Origin of the sequence: Streptomyces sp. NRRL F-5755, assembly GCF_001279365.1 — a bacterium.
In the GTDB taxonomy this organism is placed as follows: domain Bacteria; phylum Actinomycetota; class Actinomycetes; order Streptomycetales; family Streptomycetaceae; genus Streptomyces; species Streptomyces rimosus.
This window is the reverse complement of sequence record NZ_LGCW01000148.1, coordinates 61,299-80,290: the sequence shown is the minus strand read 5'-3', so window position 1 is coordinate 80,290 and position 18,992 is coordinate 61,299. Positions and strand designations below refer to the sequence as shown.

Sequence of the window (18,992 nt, the reverse complement as noted above, 5' to 3'; positions counted from 1 at the left end):
AAAGGTCAGGACATGGCCCGCAGCACGTCCCCGTTTCCCGCCTCTCCCCCGCCCTCCCGCCCCCTCGGGAACGTGACCCGCGGAACCACCAACCCGAACCGGCTGCGCCGCATGGACCGCTGGATCGCCGCCACGCACGCCGCCGCGCTGCGCCGCGGCCCCGCCCCCGTCGCCGTGGACCTGGGCTACGGCGCAGCGCCCTGGACCGCCGTGGAGCTGCTGGCCCGGCTGCGTACGGTACGGGCGGACGTGCAGGTGGTCGGCATCGAGATCGACCCGGAGCGGGTCGCCGCCGCGGCGCCGTACGCGTGCCCGGGGCTGGTCTTCGCGCACGGCGGCTTCGAGGTGCCGCTGCCGGGCGGGCGCCCGCCGGTGCTGATCCGGGCGGCGAACGTGCTGCGCCAGTACGCCGAGGACGAGGTCGCCGCCGTCTGGGAGCGGCTGTGCGCGCGGCTGGCGCCGGACGGGCTCCTGGTGGAGGGCACCTGCGACGAGATCGGGCGGCGGCACGTATGGGTGGCGCTGGGTCCGGAAGGGCCGCGTACGGTGACTTTCGCGGCCCGGCTCAGCGTCCTGGAAACCCCGTCCGACCTGGCAGAACGCCTGCCGAAGGCACTGATCCACCGCAATGTGCCGGGCCAGCCCGTGCACGCGTTCCTGCGCGACTTCGACCGGGCGTGGGCGGCGGCCGCCCCGTACGCGTCGCTGGGCGCGCGGCAGCGGTGGATGCGCAGCGTGCTCGCCCTCAGTACGGCATGGCCGCTGGCCGACGGGCCGCGGCGGTGGCGGCAGGGGGAGGTCACGGTGCGGTGGGAGGCGCTGGCGCCGGTGTGACCGCGAAGCCGCGGACCGGCACTACCGCGCCCCCGCTCCCACTCCCCGGGCCAGCTCCCGCAGCTTCCGGTCCGTCGGTGAATCGCGCGGCGCCGTATACGTACACAGCGACTGCTCGGAATCCTGGGGCAGCCGGAAGCTCTCGTAGCAGAGGACGAGTTCGCCGGCTTCGGGGTGCCGCACGCGTTTGGTGCCGCTGCACCGTTCCTGTACGGACTGGGCCTCCCACAGGCGCCGGAAGTCCGCGCTGTGGTCGAGGAGTTCGCAGATGACGGCGCACAGCCGGGGGCTTTCCGGGCTGCGGCCGGCCTCGGCGCGCAGATTGCCGACGACGCTCTCCGCGATCTCTTCCCAGTCCAGGTGGAGGGTGCGGGCCGACGGGTCCAGGAAGATCAGGAGGGCGTTGTTGCGCCGCGCGGGCTCGATCGCGTCGTAGTCGAAGGCGAGGCGGGCGGCGAGTCGGTTCCAGGCGAGGACGTCCATGCCGGGGCCCTGGATGTACGCGGGGACGGTCTCGTCCAGGGCGTCCAGCAGGTGCCGGATCTCGGGCCGTACGCGCCGTTCGGGCTCCGGGGCCGGGGCGGGGCGCCGGGGCCCCGCGATGTTGCGCAGGTAGCGGGCCTCGGCTCCGGTCAGCCGCAGGGCGCGTTCGATGGCGTCCAGCACCGGTTCCGAGATGGCGTTGGCGCGGCCCTGTTCGATGCGCGTGTAGTAGTCGACGCTGATGCCGGCCAGCTGCGCGACCTCCTCGCGCCGCAGGCCGCGCACGCGGCGCCGGGTGATGCCGTCCGGCAGGCCGAGTTCGGCCGGGTCCAGCGCGGCGCGGCGCGCCTTGAGAAACGCTCTGATCTCGGGTTCCGTCTGCACACCCATCGCTCCAGTATGCGGCGCGGGCGCGCGCGGGACGCCCGGTTCAGGACGCCGCCCGTCAGGGTGGTTCCGCCGGACCCAGGCCGCGGCGGGCCTGGTGCGGGGCGGGGGCGGCACGCAGGGTGGTGGGCACGACGTCGCACGGGTACGCGAGGCGATCGCGATCCGGCAGCGGCCCCCTCACGAGAAGAGGACTCATGCAGCGCAGGATTCTTGGCGGCACCGGCATCTCGGTCAGCGAGTACGCACTCGGCGCGATGATGTTCGGGAGCTGGGGAAACAAGGACCACGACGAGAGCGTGCGGATCGTGCACCGCGCGCTGGACGCGGGGATCAACTTCATCGACACGGCGGACGTGTACGCGGCGGGCGAGTCCGAGGAGATCGTCGGCAAGGCGCTCAAGGGGCGGCGCGAGGACGTGGTCCTGGCCACCAAGTTCTTCAATCCGATGGGGCCGGACGCCAACCACGGCGGCAGTTCACGGCGCTGGATCGTACGGGCGGTGGAGGACAGCCTGCGGCGGCTGGGCACCGACTACATCGACCTCTACCAGGCGCACCGCCCCGACCCGGCGACCGACATCGACGAGACGCTGGGCGCGCTCTCGGATCTCGTACGGTCCGGAAAGGTGCGGGCGGTGGGCAGTTCCACCTTCCCCGCCGAGGCGATCGTCGAGGCGCAGTGGACAGCCGAGCACCGCGGCCATGTGCGCTTCCGCAGCGAGCAGCCGCCGTACTCGATGCTGGCGCGCGGCGTGGAAGCGGCGGTGCTGCCGACCGCGCAGCGGTACGGGATGGGCGTGCTGACCTGGGGGCCGCTCAGCGCGGGCTGGCTGTCGGGGCGGGACCTTTCCGCGAGCGGGCGGGCCGCCCTGGAGAACGCCAAGTTCGATCTGTCCGTCCCGGAGAACGCGCGCAAGGCCGAGGCGGTCGCCGAGCTGGCGAAGGTGGCGTCCGAGGCGGGGCTGACGCTGCCGCACCTGGCGACGGCGTTCGTACGGTCGCACCCCGCGGTCACCTCCGTGATCATCGGGCCGCGCACGTACGACCAGCTCGAAAGCCTGCTGGACGGCGTGGAGGTGACGCTGGACGCCGAGGTGCTGGACCGTATCGACGCGATCGTGCCGCCGGGCACGGACCTGAACAAGGCCGACCTCTACTACACGCCGCCGGCCGTCGCGGACGCGTCGCTGCGGCGGCGGTAGGCGGGCCGGTGTGCCGGCCGCGCGGCCGTGGTGCCGCGCGGCCGGTCCCGCATCACGGGGACATCTGCCGGCTCACTGGGAGATCTGCTTGCGGGAGCTGCCGCCCGTGATCTGGATCTTGCGCGGCTTGGCCTGCTCCGCGACGGGGATGCGCAGCGTCAGGACGCCGTTCTCGTACGACGCGTCCACCCGCTCGCTGTCGAGCGTCTCGCCGAGGAACAGCTGCCGGCTGAACTTGCCGGTCGTCCGCTCGCTCGCGATCATCTCGGCGCCCTCCGGGGCGGCGGCGGCGCGCTCGGCGCGGACGGTGAGCACATTGCGCTCGATGTCGAGATCGATGGTCTCCGGGTCGACTCCCGGCAGATCGAAGTGGATCACGAACTCGTCGCCGGACCGGTAGGCGTCCATCGGCAGCGCCGCCGGACGCGCCGCCGTGCCGAAGACCTGCTGGGTGAGGCGGTCGATCTCGCGGAACGGATCGGTGCGCATGAGCATCACGGGTCATCTCCTTCCGAAGGCAGTGGGTGCGATGCCCTTCGCCTTCTGGTATAGCCCCACGAAGGAAAATTGACAAGCCCGGACTCAGGTTAGTTGCAGCCGCTGGCAGTGGGCGGCGAGGCAGGAGGGACGGCGGAGGCGACACAGACGGCCGGGGAAGGCAGGACGGCGGTTCGGAGGCAGAACGGGCGACACCCCGTACACCCGTCCCCCATGCAGGTGACACCCCACGCATTCACCACAAATCGGCACCCCGACCCGGAATACTCCGTCCCCACCGGCCGAAGGACCCCACCCGAAGGACACACCCATGGCCTGGATCTGCCCGCGCTGTGACCGCGCCGAGGGGGTCGCCTATGTGGCCAACGGGGGCGGGCTGACGCCCTTTCCCTGCCTGCACTGCGACCGGAACGCCGTGTATCCGGCTCCGCCGGAAAGGCGGGCGGTCGGGAGTGCGCCGTGCCGGACCGACCGGTGTGCGGGGATGGTGTGCGACGTTTTCGAGTACGACGAGAAAGGGCGGCTCTATCGCGTCGTACGGGCGCCGTGCCGGCAATGCGGGCAGTCGTCGGCGAGGGAGATCCAGCACGGCCGGCGGGGGCCGAAGGAACACCTCGCGCCCCGGCCCGTGATGTGATGTCCGGCCGCCCCGCCCCCTGCCGGATTCCCGCTTCAGCCCCTGCCGACCTCGTGCAGCGCTGCCAGCAGCGCATCGACCAATTCCCGGTCCCGCCCCTGTGTGAGGATGCGCCGGGCCTGGTCAGGGGGCAGCCACAGCAGCCGGTCGACCTCGTCGTTCGGGTCGAATTCGCCCGCCACCGCCTCCGCCGCCCAGTAACGGACTTCTTTGGGGCGGCCGTTGGCCGGGTAATGCACGATGGGGAGTTCGGCGCCGGGACGGCACCGCATCCCGGTTTCCTCGGATACCTCGCGCAGGGCGCCCGCTAGCCAGTCCTCGTCGCTCTTCAGTTTGCCTTTCGGATGGGACCAGTCGTCGTATTTAGGCCGGTGGACGATGGCGATTTCGAGTTCGCCGTCGGCGGGAGAACGGCGCCACAGTACGCAGCCTGCCGCCTTGATGGGTTTCTCGGGCACCGGCATCTTTCCCTCATCCCTTCCGGACGGGCTGGGCCGCCTCGGGCACCGGGGCCGGAATCCAGGCCCGGCCGAACGCGAAGCGCGCCGCCTCGACTTCGTGGCGCTGGTCGGCGTGCAGGACGCCGAGTGCGTAGGCGGTGGCGGGGGCGATGCGCGGGGTGCGGGCGGCGGCTGCCGCGGCGGCCGCCGCCTCGGCGGCGTCGCGGTGGCGTTCCAGGGCCCGGCCCGCCTCGGCGAGCCGTGGGTCGACGTCGTCGGGGTCGAGCACTTCCTGTGCGTACCGGCTCAGGCGGACCAGTATCCGTACCTGGTGCCAGGGCGCGTCCTGGCGGGCGTCGGAGGTGAGCGCGTCGGCGTTGTACGGGTGTCCGGCGCGGGCCAGCGGCAGCGCCGCGACGGCCTCCGCGAGCCGCCGGTGGGCCTGCTCGGCCAGCGGCGGCAGGACGTCCTCCGCCGGCCGGTCGGCGGCGACGGTGAGCGGCGCCTCCGAGGCCAGTACGGCGACGGCGTCGGCGACCGCGTGGAAGCGGGAGGAGCCGAGCGCCTGGAGGGCGGCGGAGTGCGCACGGGTGCGGGCGAGGGTGATCTGCCGTTCCAGCAGGGCCCCGGCCCGCGCGGCCCCGGCGGAGAGGAGCGCGTCGGCCTCCCCGGCGTCCGCGCCGTCCCGGCCGGAGGCGGCGGGCGGGGCTTGGGCAGCGGCGGCGTTCCCCGCGGCCGTACGGGCCGCGACGGTCTCGCGTTCCCGTTCCGCGCGGCCGGTCAGCCGTTGCAGCGCGCCCAGCAGGCGGTCCAGCCGTGCCGTACTGGCGTGTTCGCGGCCCAGCGTCCCCGAGAGCCAGGCCAGTTCACTGCGCAGCTGGTCGGCCCACTTCTCGTCCGTGAGCGGGCGGAAGGTGTGCAGCGCGCCGCCGATCCGCCGGGCGGCGGAGCGGAGCTGGCGGGCGGCCTCGCGGGTGCCTTCCGCGTCGGAGCCGCTTTCGCGGTGGGAGCGCAGGCTGCGCAGGAAGTCCGTCGCCTGGTGGTGCAGGTGGGCGGCGAGGACTTCGCGGGCAGTGCGTCCCGTGAGCGTGGGGCTGCCGGTCCCGTACGGGCGTGGCCGGCCGCCGGGGCGCGGCGGCGAGCCGGTGCGTGCCGGGCCGTCGGCCAGCACGGCGGGCGCGCCGCCGGGCCCGGCGGGCTCGCAGCGGAGCGGGGGGACGTCATGTCGCTGGGCCACGCCGGCGCCTCCGGGCGTCAATGAGCATTTCCTGTACGTTGCGCAGCGGCGCGCCGTCCGCGTCGACCGCGTGCCGGGTCCAGTTGCCGTCCGGGCCCAGGTGCCAGGACGAGGTGGTGTCCGACGTGCCGGTCTCCAGGAGCCGGTTGAGGGCGGCGCGGTGGCCCTGGTCGGTGACCCGTACCAGCGCCTCGATCCGCCGGTCGAGGTTGCGGTGCATCATGTCGGCGCTGCCCAGCCAGACTTCGGGCTCGCCGCCGTTGCCGAAAGCAAACACCCGGGAGTGTTCGAGGAAGCGGCCGAGGACGCTGCGTACCCGGATGTTCTCGCTGAGCCCCTCGACCCCGGGCCGCAGGGCGCAGATGCCGCGCACCCACACGTCGACCGGCACACCGGCCTGCGACGCGCGGTACAGCGCGTCGATGACGGCCTCGTCCACCATCGAGTTGACCTTGATGCGGACGTAGGCGGGCCGCCCCGCGCGGTGGTGGGCGATCTCCTTGGTGATGCGCTGGACGAGGCCGTCGCGCAGCGACTTGGGGGCCACCAGCAGCCGCCGGTAGGTCTCCCGGCGGGAGTAGCCGCTGAGCCGGTTGAAGAGGTCGGAGAGGTCGGCGCCCACCTGCGGGTCGGCGGTCAGCAGCCCCAGGTCCTCGTACAGCCGGGCGGTCTTGGGGTGATAGTTGCCCGTCCCCACGTGCGCGTAACGGCGCAGCATCTCGCCTTCCTGGCGGACGACCAGCGACAGTTTGCAGTGCGTCTTGAGCCCGACCAGCCCGTACACGACATGGCAGCCCGCCTCCTCCAGTTTGCGCGCCCATTTGATGTTGGCCTGCTCGTCGAAGCGCGCCTTGATCTCGACGAGGACGAGCACCTGCTTGCCGGATTCGGCGGCGTCTATCAGGGCGTCGACGATCGGTGAGTCGCCCGAGGTGCGGTAGAGCGTCTGCTTGATCGCCAGGACGTCCGGATCGGCGGCGGCCTGCTCCAGGAACGCCTGCACGGAGGTCGAGAACGAGTCGTACGGGTGGTGGAGCAGCACGTCACGGGCGCGCAGCGCGGCGAAGATGTCGGGCGCCGAGGCGGACTCGACCTCGGCGAGGTCGCGGTGGGTGCCCGCCACGAACTTGGGGTACTTCAGCTCCGGCCGGTCCAGCGCCCCTATGCCGAACAGCCCGGTCAGGTCCAGCGGGCCGGGCAGCGGATAGACCTCGGAGTCGGAGACCTTCAGCTCCTGGACGAGCAGGTCCAGTACGGCGGGGTCGATGGTCTCCTCGACCTCCAGGCGCACCGGCGGCCCGAAGCGGCGCCGCATCAGCTCCTTCTCCAGCGCCTGGAGCAGGTTCTCCGCGTCGTCCTCCTCGACCTCCAGGTCCTCGTTGCGGGTCACCCGGAACATGTGGTGGGCCCGCACCTCCATCCCCGGGAACAGCTCCTCCAGGTGGGCGGCGATCACGTCCTCGATGGGCACGTACCGCTGCGGGGCGGCCTCCAGGAAGCGGGAGAGCAGCGGCGGCACCTTCACCCGTGCGAAGTGGTCGTGGCCGCTGACCGGATTGCGTACGACGACGGCCAGGTTGAGGGACAGACCGGAGATGTACGGGAACGGGTGCGCCGGGTCGACCGCCAGCGGCGTCAGGACCGGGAAGATCTGCTGCCGGAACAGCGTGAACAGCCGGGCCTGCTCCTTCTCGGTCAGGTCGGGCCAGCGGATCAGGTGGATGCCCTGGTCGGCGAGTTCTGGGGCGACGTCCTGCTGGTAGCAGGCGGCGTGCCGCGCCATCAGCTCGCGCGAGCGGGTCCAGATCAGGTCCAGCACCTCGCGGGGCTGGAGGCCGGAGGCGGAGCGGGTGGCGACACCGGTCGCGATGCGCCGTTTGAGGCCCGCGACGCGGACCATGAAGAACTCGTCGAGGTTGCTCGCGAAGATCGCGAGGAAGTTGGCCCGTTCGAGCAGCGGGGTGGCCGGGTCCTCGGCCAGTTCCAGTACCCGCTCGTTGAACGCCAGCCAGCTCCGCTCGCGGTCCAGGAAGCGGCCGGCGGGCAGTTCCCCGCCGTCGGCGCCTGCCGCGCCGGATTCCTCGTAGTCATCCAGGTCGGCGTCGAGGTCCGGCTCCAGCTCGGGCACCGGCACGGCGACCGCGTGCGGCCGGTGCGCGGCTATGGAGCCCACCGACGGCTGCGCGGACGGCGGCAGGTGGTCCGCCGCCCGGGACGCCGTCGCCTCGGTACGGTCCGTTGCCTGGGCGCTGGGCTGCTGGTTCATGGCCTTATTCTTCCGCGCCGAGGGCGATACCAGCCCGTCGGACGGAGTCGGTACGGGGCGCAGGCGGCGACCGGCGGCGTTCGGGACAGCGGGCTGCATTCAGTGATGCTCGCAAGCGACGTTGAATCACCGGTAACGCGGATATGGCGGCCAGGCAAGCGGGCCGCTACCGGCCGGTGTTTACATTCCCGTGTCTTGTGCGGGGCGGGGCGCGCCCCAGGGCGCACAAGGGGGCGCGCGAAGGCCCCGGCGTGCGCCCCCCGGAGGTGGCCGTGGCGCCATGGTGCACGGTGCGACACGGCGGGAGACAGGGCCGTACGGGTCACTTCGACGGGCTCACGAGGACGGATTCACTTCAGCGGATTCAGGGGCACCGTCTCGGATTCGTCCAGGATGAAGAGGTCGGGATTGATGTCGGCTCCCCCGCAGTGGTTGTACGGAACGTCACCTGCCAGCCGGACCAGGTTGCTGCCGGCCAGACCGGGACCGCGGGAGGTGGCCTGCGCGGCCCCGAGGTGGGGAAGCGTCCGGCACTTGTTGCCGAACGCGGCAGTACCGAAGCCGCCGATACCGCCGGCACTCGCCAGGGGTGCGGTCAGCAGCCCCGTTCCGACCACCGTCGTAGCCAGCCCGACCGATACCGCGACATGCCTGATGTGCATGGGCTGCGAACGAGGCCCGACGCCTGCGGATACGGTCCGGGCCCGTCGCGGGACGGCCGGAGGATCGGCTGGGCCCCGTGGTCACCGGCATGCACGGCAGTTTCACCCATACGTGAATCACCCGTTCGGCGGAGTCTCCATGCGGGGGCCCCGGCGCCGTGGCGGCAGCCGGGTGCGGGCGCCGGATCAGCGGGCCGGGCGCGTCAACCGTACGCAGAACGTGACGACGGCCCCCCGCGGCCGGCCGCCGTCGCCCCGGCCGATCTCCAGACTGTCCGTGAGCTGCCGAACGGTCCACAGGCCCCACCCCGTCGCGCTGCCCAGTGCGGGGGCACGGTCCGGGATGACGGACGCGTCGAAGCCCGGGCCGCTGTCGGAGACCCGGCAGCACACCAGGAGCCCGTCGCGGTACAGCGCGAGCCGCCCGCCGCCCCCCGCGTGCCGGATCGCGTTGTCGGCCACTTCGTTGGCGGACACCAGCAGGGCGTCGCGCCGGTGCCCCGCCAGGCCCAGGCGGGCCGCGTACGAGCCGATCAGGACGCGCAGTCTCGGCAGGTCGGCCGAGCGGAAACCGGTCTCCAGGCAGCAGTCGGCCGGCAGGTCCGGACCCGGACCCCCCGGCCGGCCCGGGCCCCCGCCCGGGGAGCCCTCGGTCGTCGGTCCCATTGCGTCACTCGCCTTCCACCGTCAGCTGCGGGATGTCGAGCGCCCCCAGAAGCAGGAACGTGTGGGTGTGTATGCCGCCGCCCCGGACGACGACGTGCCTGCCGTGCGCGGCGGCGGCCAGCCGCAGCACGGCCCGCGCGCAGTAGACGTCGAGGAAGGTCAGCTCGGTGAGGTCCAGGACCAGGCGCGGCGCGGGGGAAGCGGCGACGCGGCGCAGCGCGGCGTCGAACCGCTCGCGGGTGGACAGGTCGGCCTCGCCGATCAGCCGCAGCCCGTACGTGTCGTCGCCGGCCTCCGTGAGCGGGGCGGCCAGCAGGCTGCCGGGGCGCTCCAGCAGCGCCGTGGGGTGCCCGGCCGACGCCCGGTCCAGCACCTCGTCGCTGAAGCGGGTCTCGTCGTAGGTGCAGATCTCGGTGTAGCGCGCGTCGTCGAAGAGGTAGTGGCAGCCTTCTCTCTCCCGCCACAGCACCTGTTCGATGTCCGCGCCGAAGGCCGCCACCCACGCCATGTCGATGGCGCTGCGTACCCTCGCGTACCCGTCGTCCAGCGCCTCCTCGACCTCCCGCCGCAGCCCCGCCATCTGCCGCTCCACCGAGAGGAGCCGCGGCTGCCACATCCGGTCCATGGTGAGCAGCTTCAACTGGCCGCGGCGTACGGAGAAGCCGACCGGCGGCCCGTACGCCTCCAGGTGCTCCAGCACGGTGGTGTCCGGCAGGGCCGGGTCCGCGAAGAGCAGCACCCGCTCGCCGCGGCTGATGCCGGCATGGGCGTACGAGCCGATCGTGGCCCACCGCGATTCCTCGTCCGCGTAGCTCGCGAAGGCGTGGTCGCCCGGCCGCAGACGCTCCACCGACACGATGCGCGCGTGCTCCTCGGCTTGGAAGGGCAAGGAACTCTCCTACGTCTGCCGCTGTTTCGGCGCCTGCCGCCATCCCGGCCGGCCTCGCCGAATGCGGGAGCACCCGGCCGTACCGAGTGCGGGCACCCGGCGGCAGGGTAGCGGGACGACGGATGCCGCCGGCCCGGGATACGGGACGACGGCATCCATGGTCCGCTGCGGGGTGGCGAGCGATCGGTTGTGGCCGTTGTGCAGCTCAACTTGGCGTGATGACGCGGTTGGTTGTGTACGGGGGTTCCGGGCGGCGGTCCGCCCCCGGCCTGCCGCGCGCCCGCACCCGCCTCACCGGCCGCGCTGTCGCGCGCCCCCTCACGTCTCCGTGCGGTACATCAGGTCCGTCTCGTGCGTGGTGAAGCCGAGCCGCTCGTAGACGGAGACGGCGGGGCCGTTGTCCGCGTCGACGTACAGCATCGCCGTCGGCACGCCCTGTGCCGCCAGGTGCCGCAGGCCGATCGCGGTGAGCGCCTTGCCGAGGCCGCCGCCCTGCGCGTCCGGCCGGACGCCGACCACGTACACCTCGCCCAGCCCCTCCTCCGAGTGGACCTTGGTCCAGTGGAAGCCGATCAGCCGGCCGCCGCGCTCGGCGAGGAAGAAGCCCTTGGGGTCGAACCAGGGCTCGCTCTTGCGGTCGTCGAGGTCCCGCTGGGTCAGCGAGCCCTGCTCGGGGTGGTGGGCGAAGGCCGCCGCGTTGGCCTCCAGCCACGCCGCGTCGTCCGTGCCGGGCTGGAAGGTGCGTACGGTCACGCCTTCCGGAAGCACCGGCTCCGCCAGATCCAGGTTGCCCAGCGGCCGGCGCATCTGCCGAAGCTCTCGGAAGAGCGTCATGCCGAGGGTCTGCGCGAGATGGCGGGCCGCGGAGTGCCCGCCGTGCGCCCACACCCGCAGGCGGCGGCCGGACTGCTCCAGCAGCCCGGTGCCCAGCGCGCGGCCGTGGCCGTGCCCCCGGTGGGAGGGGTGCACGACCAGTTCGGCGGCGGGCGCCTCCACGGGGTCGGTGTCCTCCAGCTGTGCGTAACCGGCGAGCGCCCCGGCCTCGTCGTCCGGGCCGCCCGGTACGTACAGCAGCAGGTGCCGTACGCCCTCGCGCCGCCCGCCGCGCAGCTGGAGACGCCCCTGTTCGGACACGGCGGGCTGCCCGTCCGTCGCCGCGGCCAGCTCGATCAGTTCGAGGACGGCGGCGGCCGTGTCCGGCTCCAGCGCGTCCGCCACCTCGATCCGCCGGCCGGTCCGGGCCTTGTCCTGTGCTGCGTCAGTCATGCCTCGAAGCGTACGGCCCGGACGCCGGTACACCCGATGCACACCGGCCCGTCACCCGGTACCCCCTGTTCCGCTACGCGCGTTGACCGTACGCTACGTCCGCTCGGACACCAGCCCACAAGGGGGACCCACCTCATGTCACCGAGACCTCAGCGGCGGCGCGCGACGCGTGCCCTGACGGCCGGGGCGGCGGCGCTCGCCGTGGCCGCCGGCATCACGGCGGCGGCAGCGCCGGCCGGCGCCGAAGGCACCGCGGCCGCCTCGCACGCCCGGCACGGCGGCCACGGCCACGGCGGCCACTCCGGCCGCACCGTCGACGTCCAGCTGCTCTCCTTCAACGACTTCCACGGCAACCTGGAGGCACCGCAGGGCTCCTCCGGCACCGTCGAGGAGGTCCAGCCCGACGGCAGCCGCAAGAAGGTCGAGGCGGGCGGCGTCGAGTACCTCGCCAACGCGCTGCGTACGGCACGCAAGGGCCACCCGTACTCGGTCACCGCGGCGGCCGGTGACATGGTCGGCGCCAGCCCGCTGCTGTCCGGGCTCTTCCACGACGAGCCGACCATCGAGGCGATGAACAAGCTCGGCCTGGACGTCACCTCGGTCGGCAACCACGAGTTCGACGAGGGCCGCGCCGAACTGACCCGCCTCCAGAAGGGCGGCTGCCACCCGAAGGACGGCTGCTACGAGAAGGGCAAGCGCTTCAAGGGCGCCGACTTCCCCTACCTCGCCGCGAACGTCACCGACGAGAAGACCGGCCGCCCGATCCTCAAGCCGTACACCGTCTGGAAGCACAAGGGCGTCAAGATCGGCTTCATCGGGGTCACGCTGGAAGGCACGCCCGACGTGGTCAGCGCCAACGGCGTCAAGGGCCTGAAGTTCCACGACGAGGCCGAGACCATCGACAAGTACGCCAGGGAACTCGACCGGCAGGGCGTGAAGTCGATCGTCGCGCTGATCCACGAGGGCGGCATGCCCGCCTCCACCGCGTACAACTACGACTGCGACAGCCCCGGCCCCGGCTCGGGCATCTCCGGGCCGATCGCCGAGATCGCCAAGAAGGTCACGCCGAAGGTGGACGCGCTGGTCACCGGCCACACCCACCAGGCGTACGCGTGCACCGTCCCGGACCCGGCCGGCATGCCGCGCACCGTCACCTCGGCCGCGTCCTTCGGCAAGCTCTACACCGACACGACGCTCACCTACGACCGGCGCACCAAGGACATCGTCCGTACGTCGGTGAAGTCGGCCACCGCGCGCAACCACATCGTCAACCGCACCCAGCCCAAGGCCGCCGACATGACCGCGCTGATCCAGCGCTGGAACAAGCTCGCAGCGCCGGTCGCCGACAAGCCCGTCGGCTATATCTCCGCCGACATACCGGGCCGCGGTCAGGCGACGCCGGAGACGCCGCTCGGCGACCTGATCGCCGACGCGCAGCTGGAGGCCACCAGGGCCGCGGACAAGGGCGGGGCGCAGCTCGCCCTGATGAACCCCGGCGGCATCCGCTCCGACCTGGCGCACAAGGCGTCCGGGAGCGAGGGCGACGGCGTGGTCACCTACGGCGAAGCCTTCACCGTGCAGCCCTTCACCAACATGACCAACGTCGTGACGCTCACCGGCGCGCAGCTGCTCACCGCGCTCCAGCAGCAGGTCAGCGGCCCGAACGAGGCGTCCCCGAAGATCCTCCAGGTGTCGAAGGGCCTGACGTACACCCTCGATCTCACCAGGTCGGGCGCCGACCGCGTCGTCAAGGACTCGGTGCGCCTGGATGGCGCGCCGCTGGACCCCGCGAAGACCTACCGCGTCGCCATGAACGAGTTCCTGGCCGGCGGCGGTGACGGCTTCGCCGTCCTGAAGGAGGGCAAGGACAAGTACGTCGGCCCGTCCGACCTGGACGCCTTCACCGCGTACCTGACCGCGCACTCCTCGGCTGCCGCGCCGATGGCGCCGCCGAAGGCGGACCGGATCACGGTGACCAAGTAACGGGCGGGAGTTGTCGGTAATTGTGGGGCCGCGGCCCGGCGGGGAGGGTTCCGCCGGGCCGCGGGCCGTAGCAGGCCGGTCAGTCCTCAGCGCTTTCCCTTGGCGCCCGCCACGAAGCCGGTGGCCAGGTTGTCGTACGGGTGTGTCGTCCCGAGCAGCCAGTCCGGGCCCAGTTGGTACCCCACCGTCTGGTCGAACCGCTCGCGTACCTCTTCCTCCCTGCTCATCACCGCTTTCGAGCACCGCTTGTCCGTGGTCGGTTCGGCCTGCGAGAACGTGATGGTCTTCGGGCCGATTTCGGCCTTCCCCCGGTAATCGTTGCAGCCGAAGTTCCCGTGGAAGGTGCCGTCCTCGTCGAGGACGACATAGACCTTGCCGATGCCCGGGGCCCGATCGTAGATCGGCCACTCCTCGTCCATGTAACTGAGCTTGGTGATATCCCATTCAGTGCCGACGAGGGGGAAAGGCCGGTGCTTGTGCAGCACGAGTTTCGACCCGTGCGAGTCGGTCAGATTCACCCATGAGTAGTTGGTGGTGACCTTCAACTTGCCGTCGAGGACCTGCTGGACGTCCTTCTCGTAACCCAGGTGCTGCGCGTCGCAGCTCTTCCCGCCGTCCGGGCCCGGCAGGGTCTCCCGGTCCCGCACCGTCACCGTGTCGCCCTTGATGTCGGCCTTCGCCCGGAACTCGTGGCAGCCGAAATTCCCGGACGCCTTGCCGGCGCCGTCGAACTTCACCCAGGCCGCACCCCGCGGTGCCCGCTTCAGCCCGCTGCCCCCGACGGACAGCTCCCATATGTCCCAGTGCTGACCGGCCAGCGGGAGTGGATTCTCCTCGTCGGCCGAGGAGTCGTCCGATGCGGGTGCCGCGCTGGTCCCGCCATCCTTCTGGCCCTGCGCCGTACGGTCCGTGCCGCAGCCGGCGAGGCCGGCCACACCCACCAGAAGGGCGGCCGACGCGATGGCCGTGCGCCGCACTCCCCTGCCCCCGAATGGCATAGAGGTCCCTTGCCTTCCCCTCATCCCGCTCTTCTTCCCAAACCGCCCATTCCCCGACGCCATGGCTCCCCGTTCCTCCACACTCGACACGCCTGCATCGCTCACCACCCTCTCAATGCGTCGCTGCACAAGGAAACGGCCCAGCTCACGCTTTCCCGGAAGGAACAGCCGATGACGCCGACCTCCGACGACTCCTCGCGCACCTCTCGCGGGCCCCGCCGCTCCCGGTTGCGCCTGGCCGCGCTCACGCTCAGCGCCGCGCTTCTGGGCGCCGGTGCGCCCACCGCGTACGCGGCACTCTCCGACGACTCCCGGCCCGCCACCACGCGCACCGCCGCCCCGCCCCAGAAGACCGCCGAAGGACGCCCGTACATCGAGACCAGCCTTCTGTTCGGCACCGCCCGGCCGAACGGCGGACCGCCGGTCACCGACAAGGAGTTCCGCGCCTTCGTGGACACGTACGTCACGCCGCGCTTCCCCGCCGGGCTCACGGTGCAGGACGGCTACGGGCAGTACCGCGACTCCCACGGCACGATCGAGCGGGAGCGTTCGTACGAACTGATCCTGCTCTATCCGGCGTCCGAGGCCCGGCCCAACGGCCCGAAGATCGAACAGATCCGCGCCGCCTACATGAAGCGTTTCGGCCAGGAATCCGTGGCCCGTATCGACGACAGCGCGCGGGTGGACTTCTGAAACGGCCGAACCCTCACCCATGCATGTTCACCCTAGGGTGAACATGGGCTAGGGTGGCCACAGCCCGGCCGGGGGCGACAGGGGGGTGCACCCGTGCACCCGGCCGGGCCGACGATCCGCCACGACAGCAGCGAGGTTGAGGGCCATGACGACTCTGGGAATCATCGGAAGCGGGCACATCGGCGCGGCGGTCGCCCGGCTGGCGGTGGCGGCCGGCATGCCGGTCGTCCTGGCCAACTCCCGCGGCCCGGAGACCCTTGGCCGGCTCACCGGCGAACTCGGCCCGTCGGCCACGGCGGGCACCGCCGAGGAAGCCGCCCTGGCCGGCGAAGTCGTGGTGACCGCCGTCCCGTTGACGGCCGTACCCAGCCTTCCCGCATCCGCCCTACGAGGCCGGACCGTCCTCGACACCAGCAACTACTACCCGCGCCGCGACGGCCGGATCATCCCGCTCGACACCGAGGAGCTGACCACCGGCGAGCTGGTGCGGCAGCACTTGCCCGGGGCCCGCCTCGTCAAGGCGTTCAACAACATCCTGGCGCACCACATCCCCCAGCTCGCCCGCCCCACCGCCGCACCGGACCGGTCCGCGCTGCCCATCGCCGGCGACGACGGCGACGCGAAGCGGACGGCGGCGGTCCTGATCGACCGGCTCGGCTTCGACACGGTGGACGCCGGGCCGCTGGCCGAGAGCTGGCGCTTCGAGCCGGAGTCGGCCGCCTACACCCGGCTGTACGCCGCCGACCCGGACGTCCCACGCGAGCGTCTGTTCGACGTGCCGGGCCTGCCCGTACCGGCCGAGGGCCTGCGCACGGCCCTCGCCCACGCCCAGCGCGTACGCGTCGCCAACCGCACGTACTGAGGGCGCCGCCGGCCCCGCTCCGGCCTACCTGCCCTTGTCCTCCGCGAGCGTGTGCGCGACCAGTGCGTTGGCGTGGCCGTGCCCCATCCCGTGCTCGGTCTTGAGCCAGCCGACCAGCTCCATGTGCTTGGCCAGTGGCGAAGCGCGGATGAGGTCCTTCCACTCGGCTATCGGCTTCCCGTACTTCTTCTCGATGGACGGGAAGTAGCTGGCCGGGCCCTTCACAGCGGTTTCAGTCATGGCCGCAGTCTGACACCCACCACTGACAACGCCCCTGCCTCCGCCGGAAAATGAGCGGCCGGGCGGCAGGACCCCCTGCTATGTTGCGCCGATGTCATCGATCAAGCAGGTCCAGATCACCTTCGACTGCGCGGAGCCCGAACGTGTCGCCCGCTTCTGGTGCGAGGTGCTGGGGTACGTCGTACCGCCGCCACCGGAGGGGTTCGCCTCGTGGGCCGATTACGACCGCACGCTGCCGGCCGAGCGGCAGGGCGCCTCGTTCGTCTGCGGCGACCCCTCGGGCGTGGGCCCGCGCCTGTACTTCCAGCGCGTCCCCGAAAGCAAGGTCGTCAAGAACCGGGTACACCTCGACGTACGCGTCGGCACGGGCCTCGTGGGCGAAGAACGCCTCGCCAAGCTCGAAGCCGAGTGCGCACGGCTGGTCGCACTCGGCGCGACGCGCGTGCACGTCCTGCTGGCCGACGAGTACAACGAATCGTGCATCCTCATGCAGGACGTCGAGGGCAACGAGTTCTGCCTCGACTGAGCGCAACCAGCCCCTCCGGTCGAGCTTGCCCGCCTTGACGTGGCCTATGAGGCCGCGCAGCGCTGGGGACGCGGGCCTGAGGATGGTGTCGGGGGTGTCGCTCTCCATGAGGCTGACGCCCTCACCACGGTCGCCGGCGGCGACGTGCAGGCAGGCGTTCCCCTCGCTGCAGAACGATGAGCAGGTCCAGTTGGGTCGGGTCATGGCCTCCGCCTTTCACATGCGACATCACAGACCCGTGCGACTGGTCGAGTTGCACGGTGCCGAGACGCGGAACCGGGCCGTGGGCGTAGCAGACCGACTGCCCCGAGCCGGGGAACGCTCCCGCGTCGAAGGGGATGACCCGGACCGTGATGCCGTTCCGCTCGCTCGTCTCCAGCAGGTGCTCCAGCTGCGAGCGCGCGACCTGCGGGCCGCCGAACTTCATGCGCAGGGCCGCCTCGTGGACGACCGCCCGATAGGTCACCGGATGGTCCCGGTAGAGGGCTGCTTGGCGTTTGATCCGGAACGACACCCGGTGTTCGACTTCCGGTGGGGTCAGCGGGGTCCCCCCATGGCGGAAGGTCTCGCGCGCGCTCGGACGTCTGCAACAGTCCCGGGGTGTGGGCGGTGTACGCCACCCACATCCCGACCGCGTGGTGCTCCATCTCGGCCAGGTCGAGCAACCCGGCAGGCAGCACCTGCCGGTACTCCTCCCACCAGCCGCGCCGGCGCTCGCCCGCCATGGCGGCCAGCTCCTTCAGCAGCGGCTCGTCGGCGCAGTCGTAATTGCGGGCCATCGCCCGGATGCGCTCGCCGCTGCCCCCGAAGCGCCCGGACTCGATGGTGCTGATCTGCGCCTGGTTCGTGCCGAGCAGGCGCCCCGCCTCCGTGGAGGACAGCCCGGCGAGCTCTCTCAGCTTGCGCAGCTCCACCCCGAGCCTCAGCCGTCGGGCCGTGGTCACAGGGCCCCTCCTCGGCGCGGACCCGCCGCGTGCGGGAGGGCCGGATCCGGGTCAGTGTGCGGGACACCGACCCGGCGATTCCGGGTCCCTTCGGCGGGCCGGGGGCCGGTGCGGACGCGGAGGCCGGGCGGGGGCTGCTGCTCGTCCGGCTCTGCGCGGCCAACTGGGGTGGGCATCCGATCGGGGCGGGGCTCTTCGGGCTGGACGGGAAGGCGCTCTGGTTCGAGCTGGTCACGGGGCGCGACGCGTTCGACGTCGCGGCGTGAGCGGAGCGCCCCGCCCGCCGGATCAGCGGAAGTCGGCGGCGTGGTCCTCGGCCCACTGCTCGAACGTACGGGCCGGGCGGCCGGTGACCCGCTCGACCGTGTCCGTGACCGGGGCCGTCGTGCCGACGGCGGTGGCGAAGAGGCGGAAGAGCTGGAGCAGGACCTCCTTCGGGATCCCCGGCGTCGCGCGCTCCTCGGCGGCCTGCTCCTCGGGGATCGTCTCCACCCGCGTGGGGCGGCCGATGACGCGGCCGATGACGGCGACCTGGTCCTCCCTGGTGAGGGACGCCGGTCCGGTGACGACGTACGCCTGGCCGGCGTGCGCGTCCGTGGTGTCCAGGAGGGCCGCGGCGGCCACCGCGGCGAGGTCGTCCTCGTGTACGGGCGAGGTGGCGGCCCCGGGGTGCGGGTCGCGGACCACGCCGCCCTCCCGGATCTCCTCGGCCCACTGGAGCGCGTTGGCGGCGTACGCGCCGCCGCGCACGAAGGTCCACTCCAGGCCGGAGGCGCGCACCGCGTCCTCGACCGCACCGTGCATCCGGGCGAGGAAGTTGTCGGCGTCCTGCGGGCCCTCGGTGACGGCTATGGAGGAGTTGAGGACGATACGGCGCACCCCGGCCTTCACCGCCGCGTCCACGACGGTACGGGCCGCGTCGCCGCCGCCCGCCGCCAGGTTGAGGAACAGCGCGTCGGCGCCGTTCAGGACCGGTCCGAGCGAGGCCGGGTCGGTCAGGTCGGCCCGTACCGTCTCGGCCTCGGCGGGCAGTCCGGCCCGCTCGGGGTCGCGGGTCAGCGCGCGTACGGCGGCGCCCTCCGCGAGCAGGCGGTCGACCAGGATGCGGCCGATGTTGCCGGTGGCGCCGGTTACTACGATCATCGCGGGGCCCTCCAAGGGGTGCGGCGAGGCTGTTGATTCCGGTCAACGCCGGGGCACGCGGGGAATTCCCGGCCGACCGGTTCCGGCCAAGCGGGCGGGACAAGCCCGTGCATATCTCACTTACCGCCAGTAG

General features: G+C 72.2%; 19 protein-coding genes and 1 pseudogene. 7 read left to right on the top strand and 13 right to left on the bottom strand.

Annotated features, from left to right (window positions below):
* Window positions 1-12 precede the first annotated feature (12 nt).
* A complete protein-coding gene (locus ADK86_RS15885; RefSeq protein WP_053697162.1) occupies window positions 13-834 on the top strand; it encodes a methylase in 822 nt (273 codons plus the stop codon).
* A gap of 21 nt (window positions 835-855) precedes the next feature.
* Here ADK86_RS15885 and ADK86_RS15880 read toward each other — a convergent pair whose 3' ends face one another.
* Window positions 856-1,707 carry a helix-turn-helix transcriptional regulator gene (locus ADK86_RS15880; protein WP_053697161.1) on the bottom strand — a complete coding sequence of 284 codons (852 nt, stop codon included), beginning with the start codon at window positions 1,705-1,707 and terminating at the stop codon, window positions 856-858.
* A 194-nt stretch (window positions 1,708-1,901) separates the two neighbouring features.
* Here ADK86_RS15880 and ADK86_RS15875 point away from each other — a divergent pair, with 194 nt between their 5' ends.
* The gene (locus ADK86_RS15875; RefSeq protein ID WP_053697160.1) at window positions 1,902-2,909 is read left to right on the top strand and encodes an aldo/keto reductase; all 1,008 of its coding nucleotides are present in this window, start codon (window positions 1,902-1,904) and stop codon (window positions 2,907-2,909) included.
* A 72-nt stretch (window positions 2,910-2,981) separates the two neighbouring features.
* On the opposite strand, the gene ADK86_RS15870 is transcribed toward ADK86_RS15875, so the two are convergent.
* The 8 genes from ADK86_RS15870 to mshD all read right to left on the bottom strand — a co-directional run bounded on the left by ADK86_RS15870 (window position 2,982) and on the right by mshD (window position 11,470).
* Window positions 2,982-3,404 carry an Hsp20/alpha crystallin family protein gene (locus tag ADK86_RS15870; RefSeq protein ID WP_030592348.1) on the bottom strand — a complete coding sequence of 141 codons (423 nt, stop codon included), beginning with the start codon at window positions 3,402-3,404 and terminating at the stop codon, window positions 2,982-2,984.
* A 675-nt stretch (window positions 3,405-4,079) separates the two neighbouring features.
* The gene (locus tag ADK86_RS15860; protein WP_053697158.1) at window positions 4,080-4,508 is read right to left on the bottom strand and encodes an NUDIX hydrolase; all 429 of its coding nucleotides are present in this window, start codon (window positions 4,506-4,508) and stop codon (window positions 4,080-4,082) included.
* A 7-nt stretch (window positions 4,509-4,515) separates the two neighbouring features.
* Window positions 4,516-5,742 (bottom strand): CHAD domain-containing protein, encoded by a 1,227-nt coding sequence (locus ADK86_RS15855; protein WP_053697157.1) that lies wholly within the window; start codon window positions 5,740-5,742, stop codon window positions 4,516-4,518.
* Complete coding sequence (locus ADK86_RS15850) at window positions 5,705-7,987, bottom strand: RNA degradosome polyphosphate kinase (RefSeq protein WP_053697156.1); 2,283 nt, start codon at window positions 7,985-7,987, stop codon at window positions 5,705-5,707. Before ADK86_RS15850 ends, ADK86_RS15855 begins: the two co-directional genes overlap by 38 nt.
* A gap of 350 nt (window positions 7,988-8,337) precedes the next feature.
* The gene (locus tag ADK86_RS42280) at window positions 8,338-8,649 is read right to left on the bottom strand and encodes a hypothetical protein (RefSeq protein WP_053697155.1); all 312 of its coding nucleotides are present in this window, start codon (window positions 8,647-8,649) and stop codon (window positions 8,338-8,340) included.
* Window positions 8,650-8,835: 186 nt separating this feature from the next.
* Window positions 8,836-9,315 carry an ATP-binding protein gene (locus tag ADK86_RS15840; RefSeq protein WP_078952063.1) on the bottom strand — a complete coding sequence of 160 codons (480 nt, stop codon included), beginning with the start codon at window positions 9,313-9,315 and terminating at the stop codon, window positions 8,836-8,838.
* 4 nt (window positions 9,316-9,319) lie between these two features.
* The gene (locus ADK86_RS15835) at window positions 9,320-10,204 is read right to left on the bottom strand and encodes an MEDS domain-containing protein (RefSeq protein ID WP_053697154.1); all 885 of its coding nucleotides are present in this window, start codon (window positions 10,202-10,204) and stop codon (window positions 9,320-9,322) included.
* A gap of 318 nt (window positions 10,205-10,522) precedes the next feature.
* A complete protein-coding gene (gene mshD / locus ADK86_RS15830; RefSeq protein ID WP_030592328.1) occupies window positions 10,523-11,470 on the bottom strand; it encodes a mycothiol synthase in 948 nt (315 codons plus the stop codon).
* Between the two features lie 135 nt (window positions 11,471-11,605).
* Between mshD and ADK86_RS15825 the strand changes: the two genes are divergently transcribed.
* Complete coding sequence (locus ADK86_RS15825; protein ID WP_063789005.1) at window positions 11,606-13,453, top strand: bifunctional metallophosphatase/5'-nucleotidase; 1,848 nt, start codon at window positions 11,606-11,608, stop codon at window positions 13,451-13,453.
* 86 nt (window positions 13,454-13,539) lie between these two features.
* Here the strand turns inward: ADK86_RS15825 and ADK86_RS15820 are convergent, their stop codons facing one another.
* Entirely contained in the window at window positions 13,540-14,451 is a 912-nt protein-coding gene (locus ADK86_RS15820; RefSeq protein WP_159393862.1) for an META domain-containing protein, read from the bottom strand.
* Between the two features lie 171 nt (window positions 14,452-14,622).
* Between ADK86_RS15820 and ADK86_RS15815 the strand changes: the two genes are divergently transcribed.
* Together ADK86_RS15815 and ADK86_RS15810 are read left to right on the top strand one after the other, a co-directional pair.
* Window positions 14,623-15,144 (top strand): DUF3574 domain-containing protein, encoded by a 522-nt coding sequence (locus ADK86_RS15815; protein WP_053697152.1) that lies wholly within the window; start codon window positions 14,623-14,625, stop codon window positions 15,142-15,144.
* A 145-nt stretch (window positions 15,145-15,289) separates the two neighbouring features.
* Window positions 15,290-16,006, top strand: a complete 717-nt coding sequence (locus tag ADK86_RS15810; protein ID WP_053697151.1) for an NADPH-dependent F420 reductase — start codon at window positions 15,290-15,292, stop codon at window positions 16,004-16,006.
* Between the two features lie 24 nt (window positions 16,007-16,030).
* On the opposite strand, the gene ADK86_RS15805 is transcribed toward ADK86_RS15810, so the two are convergent.
* Window positions 16,031-16,246 (bottom strand): DUF4287 domain-containing protein, encoded by a 216-nt coding sequence (locus tag ADK86_RS15805; RefSeq protein WP_053697150.1) that lies wholly within the window; start codon window positions 16,244-16,246, stop codon window positions 16,031-16,033.
* A gap of 91 nt (window positions 16,247-16,337) precedes the next feature.
* Here ADK86_RS15805 and ADK86_RS15800 point away from each other — a divergent pair, with 91 nt between their 5' ends.
* A complete protein-coding gene (locus ADK86_RS15800) occupies window positions 16,338-16,772 on the top strand; it encodes a VOC family protein (RefSeq protein WP_053697149.1) in 435 nt (144 codons plus the stop codon).
* 121 nt (window positions 16,773-16,893) lie between these two features.
* Here ADK86_RS15800 and ADK86_RS45645 read toward each other — a convergent pair.
* Window positions 16,894-17,671 (bottom strand): annotated as a pseudogene (locus tag ADK86_RS45645) (helix-turn-helix domain-containing protein).
* Window positions 17,672-17,745: 74 nt separating this feature from the next.
* Here ADK86_RS45645 and ADK86_RS15790 point away from each other — a divergent pair.
* Window positions 17,746-17,982, top strand: a complete 237-nt coding sequence (locus ADK86_RS15790; RefSeq protein ID WP_199834413.1) for a hypothetical protein — start codon at window positions 17,746-17,748, stop codon at window positions 17,980-17,982.
* 22 nt (window positions 17,983-18,004) lie between these two features.
* Here the strand turns inward: ADK86_RS15790 and ADK86_RS15785 are convergent, their stop codons facing one another.
* A complete protein-coding gene (locus ADK86_RS15785) occupies window positions 18,005-18,859 on the bottom strand; it encodes an NAD(P)H-binding protein (RefSeq protein ID WP_053697147.1) in 855 nt (284 codons plus the stop codon).
* Window positions 18,860-18,992: the final 133 nt, after the last annotated feature.